Consider the following 12,310-nt stretch of genomic DNA (forward strand, 5'->3'; position numbering starts at 1 on the left):
CATGAGCATCCGGAAAGCCAGACAAACCCGGCAAAAACAACCACAACACCAACCACGGGGGTGACCAGTGCCATGGCCAAACAAACATGGCATCAAAAAACAAACACGCTGTTGAGTTCTCAAGAATCGGACACACACCATGATCCGGCGTTTGTGGCGCCGTGATGTCCGGGGCTTTCTTGCTTCAAGGTTACGCATCTCGACTCCGGCGAGTCAAACTCGCTCCCTGGCGTCTGCCAGAGGTCGAGAGGCGTGCTGCCGGACCCGGGACCGGCCACCTGTGCGGTGTCCGTGCCTCCCTGTCGGTGCGGCGAGGAGCAACTCTAGGTCAGGTCTCCCCGTGCAGACAAATCCGCAGGTCAGGCGGCCTTTCGGAGCGCTGCCAGGCTCTTGCGGCCACGGCGGAGCAGCACCACCTGGCCGTGCAGGAAGTCGTCCTCGGCCAGCAAGAGCTCTGCGTCGCCGGTCTTGCGGTTGTTGACGCTGACTCCCCCGTCCGCGAGGAGCCGGCGGGCCGCGCCCTTGCTGTCGGCCAGGCCCGTCGCCACCAGGGCGTCGACGAGCGGGGAGCCCGCCGGTGCCTCGGCACCCGGGAGCTCGGCAGTCGCGTCCCGCAACGTCTGCTCGTCCAGCGCGTGCGGGTCTCCGCGCCCGAAGAGGACCTGGCTGGCCATCTCGACCTGACGCGTCGCCTCCCTCCCGTGGACCAGGGTGGTGACGTCGGCGGCCAGCGCCCGCTGCGCGTCGCGCAGGTGCGGCCGCTCGCGTGCTGACTCCTCCAGACCGGCGATCTCCTCCTGGGTGCGGTCGGTGAAGACGCGCAGCAGCTTGGGCGTCTCGGAGTCGGCGACGTTGATCCAGTACTGGTAGAAGGCCCAGGGCGAGGTCATGTCGGCCGAGAGCCAGACCGCGTTGCCCTCCGACTTGCCGTACTTCATGCCGTTCTCGTCGGTCAGGAGCGGAGTCGTGAGCACCTGCACCGCGGCTCCCTCCACCCGGTGGATGAGGTCCACCCCTGCGGTGAGGTTGCCCCACTGGTCCTGGCCGCCGGTCTGCAGCGTGCAGCCGTACTCCCGGTAGAGGTGCAGGTAGTCCAGACCCTGCAGCAGCTGGTAGCTGAACTCGGTGTAGGAGATCCCCTCCTGGCTCTCCAGCCGAGCCGCGATGGCGTCCTTGCGGATCATCTGGTTGACCCGGAAGTGCTGCCCGATGTCGCGCAGGAAGTCCAGCGCGCTCAGGGGGGCGGTCCAGTCCAGGTTGTTGACCATGAGCGCCGGGTTGTCGCCGCCGAACTCCAGGAACGGCCCGACCAGCTCCTGGATGCGGGCGACGTTGGCCGCCGCCTCCTCCTTGGTCTTGAGGGTGCGTTCGGCGGTGGCCTTGGGGTCGCCGATGAGCCCGGTCGAGCCACCCACCAGGCAGATGACGCGGTGCCCGGCCCGCTGCAGGTGGCGCAGCACGACCAGCTGCACCAGGTTGCCGAAGTGCAGCGAGGGCGCCGTCGGGTCGAACCCGCAGTAGACCGTGACGGGCTCCTCGAGTGCCTCGCGCAACGCGGCCTCGTCGGTGGTCTGCGCCACCAGGCCACGCCACTGCAGCTCGTCGAGGATGTTGGTCACCGTTCCCGGTCCTTTCGTCGGCGGGGCGAGGCCGTCCGGCCACGCCGCCCGCACAGCCTAGCGGCGCACGGCGGCCCGGTAGCTCGAGACCGTCGGCTCGTCGTCCAGCCAGAACCGCCACGGGTAGCGGCGCCCGGACCCACCCTCGCCGCTGACGCCCACCCGGGGACCACGCCGCACCACGGGTGCCCGGCTCGCCGGCTCCGGATGCGTGAGGTATGCCGGTGCCCCGGCCGCGCAGAGGTCCAGGCCGTCCTGCTCCCGGCCCAGGCCGACCGCGCGCGCCAGGTTGCCCGGTCCGCGCGCCAGCTCCCGGTCCGTGACCACCGAGGCGGACCGGCGGGCACGCTGCCGCCGCTCGCGAGCGACCTCGTCGCCGCGGACCACCTCCCCGGCGCGGAGCAGGACCGCCGAGGCCCGGCCCGCCTCGCCCGTGACGACGTTGGCGGCCCAGTGCATGCCGTAGCTGAAGTAGCAGTAGAGGTGACCGGCCCGGCCGAACATCACCTGGGTGCGCGGGGTCGGGCCGCGGAAGGCGTGCGACCCCGGGTCGTCGGTGCCGGCATACGCCTCGACCTCGGTGATCCGGAGCGCCACCGGACCGTGGACCAGCAGGCTCCCGAGGAGCAGCGGCGCAACGTCCAGCACCGGACCGGCCAGCTCCGCTCGGGTCCACCGACGGTGACCGGCCACCGGCTCAGTCGCGGACGACGGGCAGCTCGCCGACCCAGTGCCGCAACCGGGCCACCTGCTTGAGCAGGTGGGCGCGCTGCTCGGTCACCCGGACCGGTGCCGTGCCGCCGTGGGCGTTGCGCGAGGCCAGCGACCCGGGCACGGACAGCACGGAGCGGACCCCGGGCGTCAGGTGCTCGCTGATGGCCGCGAGGTCGTCGTCGTCCAGGTCCGCCAGGCCGATCCCCCGCTCCTCGCACGCGCGGACGCAGGCGCCGGCGACCTCGTGGGCGACCCGGAAGGCCACGCCCTGGCGGACCAGCCACTCCGCGACATCCGTGGCGAGGGAGAAGCCCTGCGGCGCGAGCTCCTCCAGCCGCTCCTCGTGGACCTGGAGGGTCGCGACCATCCCGGACACGGCCGGCAGCAGCACCTCCAGCGTGTCGACCGCGTCGAAGACCGGCTCCTTGTCCTCCTGCAGGTCACGGTTGTAGGCCAGCGGCAGCCCCTTGAGGGTCGCCAGCAGCCCGGCCAGGTCACCGATGAGCCGGCCGGCCTTGCCCCGGGCGAGCTCGGCGACGTCGGGGTTCTTCTTCTGCGGCATGATGCTGGACCCGGTCGAGAAGGCGTCGTCCAGCGTGACGAAGCCGAACTCGGCGGTCGCCCAGAGGATGACCTCCTCGCTGAGCCGGGACAGGTCCACCCCCACCATGGCCAGCACGAAGGACATCTCGGCGGCGAAGTCGCGCGAGGCGGTCCCGTCGATGGAGTTCTCGGCGGCCCGCGGCATCCCGAGGTCGTGCGCGACGGAGACCGGGTCGAGTCCGAGCGAGGAGCCTGCGAGCGCGCCGGACCCGTAGGGCGAGACCGCCGCCCGCGCGTCCCAGTCGACGAGCCGCTCGACGTCGCGCAGCAGCGCCCAGGCGTGCGCCTGCAGGTGGTGGGCCAGCAGGACCGGCTGCGCGTGCTGGAGGTGGGTGCGCCCCGGCATCGCGACGTCCGGGTGGGCCGCGGCCTGGTCGACCAGGGCCTGCACGACGTCCAGGACCTTCGCGCCGAGCAGGCGGGCCTGGTCACGCAGGTACATGCGGAACTGCGCCGCGACCTGGTCGTTGCGGGAGCGGCCGGCGCGCAGCCGACCCCCGACGTCGGCGCCGGCACGCTCGATGAGGCCCCGCTCCAGGGCCGTGTGCACGTCCTCGTCCTCCGGCAGCGGCACGAAGGTGCCCGCGTCCACGTCGGCCCGGAGCCGCCCGAGCGCGGCGAGCATCGCCTCCAGGTGCTCGTCCGACAGCAGGCCCGCGCGGTGCAGGACCCGCGCGTGGGCACGCGAGCCGGCCAGGTCGTACGGCGCCAGCCGCCAGTCGAAGTGCGTGCTCTTGCTCAGGGCTGCCAAGGCGTCGCTGGGGCCGCCGGTGAAGCGGCCTCCCCACAGGCTCACGGTCATGTCGACCATTGTCCCTGACCGGCCCGCGGTCTCAGTGCTCGGGCTCCGCGGCGAGTCCGAGCAGCCGCTCGGCGGTCGCCGGGCCGCCGTCGAGGTCGGTGGTGATGACCAGGATCGTGTCGTCGCCGGCGATGGTCCCGAGGATGTCCGGGGCGTCGCTGCGGTCGATCGCCGAGGCGAGGAACTGCGCCGCCCCCGGGGGCGTGCGCAGCACGACCTGGTTGCCCACCGAGCGTGCGCTCACGAGCAGCTCCTGGCACAGCCGCGCCAGCCGGTGGCTGACCTCCCCCGCGTCCTGGGCCGGGCGCGGCGTCGCGTCGCCGCCCTCCCCCGGCACGGCATACACCAGCTGGCGGCCGCGGCGGACCTTGACCGCCTCCAGGTCGACGAGGTCCCGCGACAGCGTCGCCTGCGTGACCGAGATGCCGTCCTCCCCGAGCAGGTCCAGGAGCTGTCCCTGGGACCCGACGGCGTGCCGCTCCAGCAGGTCGGAGATGCGCTGGTGCCGCGCGGCGCGGGTCATGGGGATGGAGGTCACGCTGCACGACTATACAGCCCACTGCATGAGTATGCGGTCGTGTCGGCTGGGCCGCTCTGGCCGCCGGTTCGTCCTCCGGGAGCCTCCTCGAACAGGCTCGCGAGTGACCTCGGGGCGTCCAGACGCGGTCGTGGACCTCAGTCCGGCCAGAGCTCGCGCAGGAGAGCGACCGCCGCCTCGCCGCGGGACCGCTGGAAGGCGCGCAGCGTCGGCAGGCCGGGCACGGGCGGGCGACGGGCCGCGTCGAGCAGGAATCCGCCCAGCCCGGCGACCACCGCGAGGACGTCCTCGCGGGTCGCGCCGAGCGCCTCGATGCGGGGCAGCTGCGCAGCCAGGTCCACCTCGCCGACGGCGCGGACATCGATGAGCAGCGACGCCGCGTCGAACCACGGGGCTCCTCGGCTGGCCCAGGGCCAGTCGATGACGCGGACCCGTCCGTCGGGCTGGACCAGCAGGTTGTCCGCCCGCACGTCGGTGTGGGCCACCGCGTCGCCACGCAGCCGGTCCACCGTGCGCCGCGACAGCTCGTGCAGCCGGTCCAGCCGCGCCGTCACCCAGGGGTCGAGGTGCTCCGGCGGGTCCGCGTCGAGGCGTGCCCAGCAGCCGAACTCGCCCGCCAGCTCGGCGGCGAGGTCGGGCCAGGCCTCGGCGCCCGGTGTCCGGCGATCTCGCCCAGGGCGTCGAGCGTGGCCGCCAGCTCAGGGGTGCTCCACGGGGCGTGCGGGTGCCCGCCGTCCACCTCCTCGGTGAGCAGCGCGACCCAGGTGCCGTCGTCGTAGGCGCCCAGCAGTGCCGGGGCGACAGCGAGGCCGGCCTGGCCCAGGCTGCGCAGCACCGCGACCTCCCGGCGGTGCAGCCCCGGGGAGTCCGGGTTCTGCTCGCTGCTCACGGCCTTGACGAAGGCGCGCCGCCCGTCCGCGGTCTCCACCCGGTCCGCCGATCCCGGCGAGAAGCCGGTCGGCTGCGAGTCGGCCCGGACCACCCGCGCGCCCAGCACCTGCTCTGCCCAGTCGTGCACCCCCTCCGGCAGGTCCGCCCACCCGAGCCGGACGCCGAACTCGCTCACCGGGGCGCGGCCAGCGGGTCGTCCTCTCCCCACGGCCGCAGCCGCAGCATGCGCGCCCCCTCCCCCAGGCCACGGCGGGACCACTCGCGGAGGGTGTCGAGGTCGTCGGCGCCGGCCCGGACCATCCGCCCGGAGAAGCCGTCCAGCTCCCCCTCGGCGAAGGCCAGGAGCAGGGCGGTGACGTCCTCGGGAGCGGTCCACTCGGTGCGGCCCTCGTGCATCCGCATGGCGTGCGTCATGTCGGTCTCGACCACGCCGGGCGCCAGGTCGAAGGCGTGCACGCCGTGCTCCGCGCCGGCCTGCGCCACCCCGCCGGTGATCCGGGCGAGCGCCGACTTGGACGCGCAGTATGCCGTGAGGTCGGCCCGCTCGCGGGTGCCGGCGCCGGAGTTGAGGTTCACGACGCGGCCGCCGCCGGCGGCGATCATGTGCGGCACGACCGCGCGGGTGAGCAGGTAGGGGCCGCGGACGTTGGTGACCATCACCTGCCACCACTCGTCCACGTCGGACTCCCACAGCGGCACCTCGGTCTCGATGAGACCGGCGTTGTTGACGAGCAGGTCGATCCGGCCATGGCGGTCGACCACCTGCGCGACGGCCCGCTCGACCTGGTCGGCGTCGGTGACGTCGCACGGCATACCTTCCGCGCCGTCGGCGACCGCCCCGGAGCGGGACAGGCCCACGACAACCCAGCCGTCGGCGAGCAGGGCGCGGACGAGCAGGTCACCGATGCCCCGCGAGGCGCCGGTGACCAGGGCGACCCGCTGCTGCGTCACCGCTGCACCGCCTCGTGGTCGGCGACCGCGCGGCCCACCGCTGCGTCGCGGGCGGCGTTGACCTCCTGGGTCGTCAGCGTCCGGTCCGGGGCGCGGAAGTGCATCCGCCAGGCCAGCGAGTGCTTGTCCTGCGCCACCTGGTCCCCCGCGTAGACGTCGAAGAGCTCCAGGCTCTCCAGGAGCGTGCCCGCCCCCTCCCGCAACGACCGCTCGACCTCGCTGAAGCGGACCCCACGGGGGACCTCGAGCGCGACGTCGGAGGTCGCCACGGGATGGGTGGACAGCGGGGCGACCTGCGTGCGGTGGTCGCTGGCGCGCACGAGGACGTCGAGGTCGAGCTCGGCGGCGCTGGTCCGGTCCGGCAGGCCCAGCCGCTGCACCACCTTCGGGTGGAGCTCGCCGGCCCAGCCCACGCGGGTGCCGTCGGGGAGCGTCAGGTCGACGCAGCGGCCCGGGTGGAAGGGCGCGCGGGTGCTCTGCTGCCGGCGGAGCTCGACCCCGAGGGCGTCCGCGACCGCGTGCGCCCAGCCGACCACGTCGACCACGTCGACCGGGCGGCCCCGGCCCCACCATCCGGCGCGGTCGGCCTGCCCGGCCGCCATCACGGCGACGTGCCAGGGCTGCGCCGGGACCGCACCGCGGATCTGCGCCAGGACGTCGTCGGCGGGGACCTCACCGACCCCGGGGACCGGGGCCATCGCGTCCGGCTCGGGGTGGGTGACGGTGTCGATCTCGAAGAGCGCCACGTCGCGGTTGCCGCGGGAGACGTTGCGCAGCACCGCCTCCGGCAAGGTCTGCAGCAGCGCGGTCCGCATGAGGGGCGCCTCGTCGGACAACGGGTTCGCCAGCCGGACCGCCTGCCGGTGCGGGTCGTCCTCGGCGAGCCCCAGCTCGTCGAAACGGTCGGCGCCGACGAAGGGGTAGGTCAGCACCTCCTGCAGGCCCTGCCCGGCGAGGGCCGTCGCGACGGCGCGGCGGGCACGCTGCCCGTGGGTGAGACCGCGCCCGCCGACGGCACGCGGCACGACCGAGGGGATCTTGTCGTAGCCGTCGATCCGCGCCACCTCCTCGACGAGCGTGGCGGCGTCGGTGAGGTCCGGGCGCCAGCTCGGGGCGACCACCGACACCCGGCGCGGGTCGTCGGTGTCGGAGACCTCGCAGCCGATCATCGCGAGCACCTCGCGCACCCGGTCGAAGGAGTAGTTGACGCCCACGTAGGCGGTGGGCATGGTCAGGTCGAGCTCGATCGCGGCCCGCTCGGCACGCTGGTCGACGTCGGTGATCGCCGGGTCGGCGGTGCCCCCGCCGTGCTCGACCAGCAGGTCGACCGCGAGCTGGGCCGCGGCAGCCGTCACGTCCGGGTCGACACCGCGCTCGAAGCGCTTCGCCGCCTCGCTGGACAGCTTGTGCCGGCGCGACGTGCGTGCGACGGTCCGCGGGTCGAAGTGGGCCGCCTCGATGAGGACGTCGGTGGTGACGCCGGGCGTCACCTCGCCGTCCTCGCCGCCCATGACCCCGGCCAGCGCGAGCACCCGCTCGCCGCCGTCGGTGATGAGCAGGTCCTCAGGGTCGAGCGCGCGGTCCACGTCGTCCAGGGTCGTCAGCCGCTCCCCCGGACGGGCCCGTCGCACCACGACCGGACCGGTGAGCGTGGCCAGGTCGAAGGCGTGCAGGGGCTGCCCGAGGGCGAGCATGACGTAGTTGGTGACGTCCACGGCGAGCCCGATGGGCCGCATGCCGGCCTCGGTGAGACGGCGGGCCATCCACTCCGGCGTGGTGCGGGTCAGGTCGATGTCCCGCACGACCCGCGCCAGGTAGCGGTCGCACCCGGCGACCCCCTCGAGCGGCGTCTCGTCGGCGAGGCGGACGGCATACCCCTCGCCGCTTCCGGCGTCCACGGCGAGCGAGGCGGGGTCGGTGAAGGCCGCACCGGTGGAGTGGGAGTACTCCCGCGCGATGCCGCGGACCGAGAAACAGTAGCCGCGGTCTGGCGTGACGTTGACCTCGACGGTCTCGCGGTCCAGCCCGAGGACGCCGATGAGGTCGTCGCCCGGCGCGAGCCCGGCGACGACGCCCTCGGGCAGGAGCCGGGGCAGCACGAGGATGCCGTCGTGGTCATCCCCGATCCCCAGCTCGCGGACCGAGCAGATCATGCCCGCCGAGACGTGGCCGTAGGTCTTGCGGGCACTGATGGTCAGCGGACCCTGCGGGGTCGGGAGCGTCCCGCCGGGCAGGATGACGGCGACGAGGTCGCCGACGCCGAAGTTGTGGGCCCCGCAGACGATGCCCTGCGGCTCGCCGGTGCCGTTCGCGGCTCCGACGTCGACCTGGCACCAGTTGATCGTCTTGCCGTTCTTCTGCTCCTCGGGGGTCATCTCGAGGACCCGGCCGACGACGAGCGGGCCGCCGACACCGCTGGTGTGCACGCCTTCCTCCTCGAGACCGACGGCCACGAGGTCGGCGGCGATCTGCTCGCCGGTGACGCCCTCGGGCAGCGTGACGTAGTCGCCGAGCCAGTCGACCGGAACCCGCATCAGATCTCCATCCCGAACTGCGCGTTGAAGCGCACGTCTCCCTCGATCAGCTCCCGCATGTCGGCGATGCCGTGGCGGAACATCGCGGTCCGCTCCACGCCCATCCCGAAGGCGAAGCCTGGTAGCGCTCCGGGTCGACCCCGGCCGCGCGCAGCACGTTGTGGTTGACCATCCCGCAGCCGCCCCACTCGATCCAGCCGGTCCCGCCGCAGGTCCGACAACCTGGGTCTTCACCGCGGCAGACGAAGCAGCGGAAGTCCATCTCCGCGCTCGGCTCGGTGAAGGGGAAGAAGGCGGGGCGCAACCGGCTGACGATCCCGGGGCCGAACATCGCCTCGGCGAGCCGGTCCAGCGTGCCCCTGAGGTGGGCCATGGTCAGGCCCTCGTCGATCGCGATGCCCTCGAGCTGGTGGAAGACGGGGGTATGCGTGGCGTCCAACTCGTCGGTGCGGAACGTCTTGCCGGGGACGGCGACGTAGAGCGGGACGCCGCGGTCCAGCAGCGACCGCGCCTGGGTGGGCGAGGTGTGCGTGCGCAGCACCAGCCCGGCCTTGGCCGGGTCGACGAAGAAGGTGTCCTGCATCTGCCGCGCCGGGTGGTCCTTGTCGAAGTTGAGCGCGTCGAAGTTGAACCACTCCGCCTCGACCTGCGGCCCCTCGGCGATCTCCCAGCCCAGGCCGACCATCGCGTCGGCCATCCGCTCGGCGGTGACGGTGATCACGTGCCGTCGGCCGAGCGGCCGACGACCCGGGGCGACCGTCAGGTCCATCGCCTCCTCGACGAGGATCCGCTCGTCGCGCTCGGCCTCCAGCTCGACCTGCCGGGCGGCGAGGGCCTGGTTGACCCGGCCCCGGGCCTGGCCGACAAGCTTGCCCGCCGCGGCCTTCTCCGAGCCCGGCAGCGAGCCGATGGTGCGGTTGGCCAGGGCGAGCGGTGACCGGTCACCCGCATGCGCCAGACGGACGTCCTTGAGCTGGTCCAGGTCGGCGGCCCGCTCGATGGCGATCAGCGCCCCCATGAGGTGACCGTCGACCGTCTCGGGCGCGAGATCGGGGACATGGGGAGCAGGCATACCGTCGGTCGGGTCGGGGGCATCGGCTGCAGACACGGCGGCCAGTCTAGGTGCGGACCGGTCCGACCCTCGACCGGGTTTCGTCCGACACCCCACCGGCGTCGCCCGGTCGGGACGGGATCACGGGAGGCGGGATCGCGCGGCGGCGGAGGCGTGCAGGCACACGGTGGCCGCCATGGCCAGGTTGAGCGACTCGGCGCGGGTGATGGGTATGCGCACCCGCGCGTCGCAGCCGGAGCTCACCTCCGGCGGCAGCCCCCAGGCCTCGTTGCCCATGACCCACGCGTGCCGGCCGGTGAGCCCGGCATCCGGCAGCACGGTCTCGCCGGAGCCGTCCGCAGCGAGCAGCCGGATGCCCCGCTCCCGGCAGGCGCCGAGCAGCTCCCCGACGGGCGTGCCCACGCTCACCGGCAGGTGGAAGAGGGCACCGACCGTGGAGCGCACGACCTTGGGGTTGTGGACGTCGACCGAGGCGTCGCTGACCAGCACCGCGTCGGCCCCGAAGGCACTGGCCCCACGCAGCACGGTGCCCGCGTTGCCGGGGTCGCGCACGTGGGTCAGCACCACCGCGAAGCCGTCCTCCCCCACCGCGTCCAGCGCCCGCGCCAGGGGGACGTCGACCCGCTCGGCGACCGCCAGGACACCCTGGGGCGAGCCGGTGTCGGCCATCGCCGCCAGCACCGGCTCGGTGCCGCGGTGGACCGGCCGCCCGGCGGCCACGGCGGTGTCGACCAGCTCGCGGTGCCGCTGTGCCGCCTCATCGGTGAGGTAGACCGCCCGGGCCCGCCCCGCGGCGTGCCGCAGCAGCTCCCGGACGGCCTGCGGCCCCTCCACCAGGAAGGTGCCGGAGCGCTCCCGGGCAGCACGACGCCCCAGCGCGGCGACCGCCCGGACCCGCTCGCTGCGAGGGTTGCTCAGCAGCGGCTGGTCGGGGTCGCTCATGCGCCGGGGCGTCGGTGGTGCCGGGGTCAGGCGTCGTGCGCCGTGGCTCAGGCGGCGGACTCGGCCTTCTCGCCCGCGGCCGGCACGTTGGCCTTGGCGAGCTCGACGAGGGTGGTGAAGGCCGCCTCGTCGTGCACGGCGAGCTCGGCCAGCATCCGGCGGTCGACCTCGACACCGGCGGCCTTGAGGCCCTGGATGAACCGGTTGTAGGTCATGCCGTTGGCGCGCGCACCGGCGTTGATCCGCTGGATCCAGAGGCGACGGAAGTCACCCTTGCGGGCGCGACGGTCGTTGTAGCTGTAGACCAGGCTGTGGGTGACCTGCTCCTTGGCCTTGCGGTAGAGCCGGCTGCGCTGCCCGCGGTAACCGCTGGCGCGCTCCAGGACGACCCGACGCTTCTTGTGGGCGTTGACCGCCCGCTTCACGCGTGCCACGTGAGTACTCCTTGACTAGTGCTGGGGGTGGGAAGTTTCAGGGGTGCCGGCTCAGAGGCCGAGCATCTTCTTGACCTTGCGGACGTCGCTGGGGGCGACCTCCTTGTCGTTCACGAGCCGGCGCGCCGCCTGGCTGGTGCGCTCCTGGAACTTGTGCACGTGGCGTGCACGCTGGTGCATGATCTTGCCGGAGCCAGTGACGCGGAAGCGCTTCTTGGCACCGCTGTGGGTCTTCATCTTCGGCATGAGCCGATCTCCTTCGTCGTCTCCGCCCGGGGTGCCGGGCGTGGTCCTGGGGTATGCCGTGGGTCCGGGGCCGCTGGGCCCCGCACCTCACTGCGGGTCGGTGGCGAGCGTGGCCTCGTCCGACGCGGCCTGGGTGCGCTCGGCGTCGCGCCGCTTGGCCTGCCGGACCTGTGCCTTCTTGGCGGTCGGCCCGAGCACCATCACCATGTTGCGGCCGTCCTGCTTCGGGGCGCTCTCCACGTGGCCGAGCTCGGCCACGTCCTCGGCCAGGCGCTGCAGCAGCCGGAAGCCGAGCTCGGGCCGGGACTGCTCGCGGCCACGGAACATGATGGTGACCTTGACCTTGTCGCCGGCCTTGAGGAAGCGCACGACGTGGCCCTTCTTGGTGCCGTAGTCGTGGTCGTCGATCTTCGGTCGGAGCTTGATCTCCTTGATGACCGTGTTGACCTGGTTCTTGCGGGCTTCCCGGGCCTTCATGGCGGCTTCGTACTTGTACTTGCCGTAGTCCATGAGCTTGGCGACCGGGGGGCGCGCCATCGGGGCGACCTCGACCAGGTCGAGGTCGGCCTCGGCCGCCAGCCGCAGCGCGTCCTCGACGCGCACGATGCCGACCTGTTCCCCGTTGGGACCCACCAACCGCACTTCCGGGACCCGGATGCGGTCGTTGATGCGAGGCTCGCTGATGTGCCTGCTCCTTCGTCGTCGTGTCTGACGACCCCGGGCACCAGAAAGGCCTCCTGGCACCTGGTGCGCAAGAGGCCTGTCCCCCACGGTCCGGCGCAGCACGCACACCCGCAGGTATGCGCTGCAGCCGCCGCTCGGAGGCGGTGGCGGACCGTGTCGGACCCGGCGACCCGGAGGTCGGCGCGGGTGGGGGCTGAGCCCCTCTTGCACGTCGGACGCCGTGGCGCCCGACTGGTCGATTCATCATTCTAGCAGACGGCAGGCCCGCCCCGACCGTGGT

Annotated in this window: 12 protein-coding genes and 1 pseudogene; all 13 read right to left on the reverse strand. The window is 73.2% G+C overall.

The genetic code is table 11. The features are described 5' to 3' along the window. Positions 1–359: 359 nt before the first annotated feature. The 13 genes and pseudogenes from tyrS to infC all read right to left on the reverse strand — a co-directional run bounded on the left by tyrS (position 360) and on the right by infC (position 12,090). Positions 360–1,619 carry a tyrosine--tRNA ligase gene (gene tyrS, locus BJF86_RS09590; RefSeq protein ID WP_075818555.1) on the reverse strand — a complete coding sequence of 420 codons (1,260 nt, stop codon included), beginning with the start codon at positions 1,617–1,619 and terminating at the stop codon, positions 360–362. A 57-nt stretch (positions 1,620–1,676) separates the two neighbouring features. Beyond that, positions 1,677–2,312 carry a DNA-3-methyladenine glycosylase gene (locus BJF86_RS09595; RefSeq protein ID WP_075818557.1) on the reverse strand — a complete coding sequence of 212 codons (636 nt, stop codon included), beginning with the start codon at positions 2,310–2,312 and terminating at the stop codon, positions 1,677–1,679. 4 nt (positions 2,313–2,316) lie between these two features. After that, entirely contained in the window at positions 2,317–3,747 is a 1,431-nt protein-coding gene (gene argH / locus BJF86_RS09600; RefSeq protein WP_075818559.1) for an argininosuccinate lyase, read from the reverse strand. A gap of 22 nt (positions 3,748–3,769) precedes the next feature. Then, complete coding sequence (gene argR / locus BJF86_RS09605) at positions 3,770–4,261, reverse strand: arginine repressor (protein ID WP_028131116.1); 492 nt, start codon at positions 4,259–4,261, stop codon at positions 3,770–3,772. 152 nt (positions 4,262–4,413) lie between these two features. Further along, complete coding sequence (locus BJF86_RS18345) at positions 4,414–4,896, reverse strand: phosphotransferase family protein (protein ID WP_202817340.1); 483 nt, start codon at positions 4,894–4,896, stop codon at positions 4,414–4,416. Next, a complete protein-coding gene (locus BJF86_RS18350) occupies positions 4,827–5,342 on the reverse strand; it encodes a phosphotransferase (protein ID WP_202817334.1) in 516 nt (171 codons plus the stop codon). The genes BJF86_RS18345 and BJF86_RS18350 overlap by 70 nt, the downstream gene beginning before the upstream one ends. Further along, complete coding sequence (locus BJF86_RS09615; RefSeq protein ID WP_075818561.1) at positions 5,339–6,118, reverse strand: SDR family oxidoreductase; 780 nt, start codon at positions 6,116–6,118, stop codon at positions 5,339–5,341. The genes BJF86_RS18350 and BJF86_RS09615 overlap by 4 nt, the downstream gene beginning before the upstream one ends. After that, the gene (pheT, locus tag BJF86_RS09620; protein ID WP_075818563.1) at positions 6,115–8,652 is read right to left on the reverse strand and encodes a phenylalanine--tRNA ligase subunit beta; all 2,538 of its coding nucleotides are present in this window, start codon (positions 8,650–8,652) and stop codon (positions 6,115–6,117) included. Before pheT ends, BJF86_RS09615 begins: the two co-directional genes overlap by 4 nt. Continuing rightward, positions 8,652–9,724, reverse strand: a pseudogene (gene pheS / locus BJF86_RS09625) (phenylalanine--tRNA ligase subunit alpha). The gene pheT and the pseudogene pheS overlap by 1 nt, the downstream one beginning before the upstream one ends. A gap of 120 nt (positions 9,725–9,844) precedes the next feature. Beyond that, on the reverse strand, positions 9,845–10,666 hold the full coding sequence (locus BJF86_RS09630) for a TrmH family RNA methyltransferase (protein ID WP_075818565.1): 822 nt from the start codon (positions 10,664–10,666) through the stop codon (positions 9,845–9,847). Positions 10,667–10,713: 47 nt separating this feature from the next. Beyond that, positions 10,714–11,100 (reverse strand): 50S ribosomal protein L20, encoded by a 387-nt coding sequence (gene rplT / locus BJF86_RS09635; protein ID WP_022925541.1) that lies wholly within the window; start codon positions 11,098–11,100, stop codon positions 10,714–10,716. Positions 11,101–11,151: 51 nt separating this feature from the next. Further along, positions 11,152–11,346 carry a 50S ribosomal protein L35 gene (gene rpmI / locus BJF86_RS09640; protein WP_022925542.1) on the reverse strand — a complete coding sequence of 65 codons (195 nt, stop codon included), beginning with the start codon at positions 11,344–11,346 and terminating at the stop codon, positions 11,152–11,154. A gap of 87 nt (positions 11,347–11,433) precedes the next feature. Beyond that, the gene (gene infC / locus BJF86_RS09645) at positions 11,434–12,090 is read right to left on the reverse strand and encodes a translation initiation factor IF-3 (RefSeq protein WP_075818567.1); all 657 of its coding nucleotides are present in this window, start codon (positions 12,088–12,090) and stop codon (positions 11,434–11,436) included. Positions 12,091–12,310 lie beyond the last annotated feature (220 nt).

Origin of the sequence: Serinicoccus sp. CNJ-927 (assembly GCF_001942435.1) — a bacterium.
Lineage (GTDB): Bacteria > Actinomycetota > Actinomycetes > Actinomycetales > Dermatophilaceae > Ornithinicoccus > Ornithinicoccus marinus.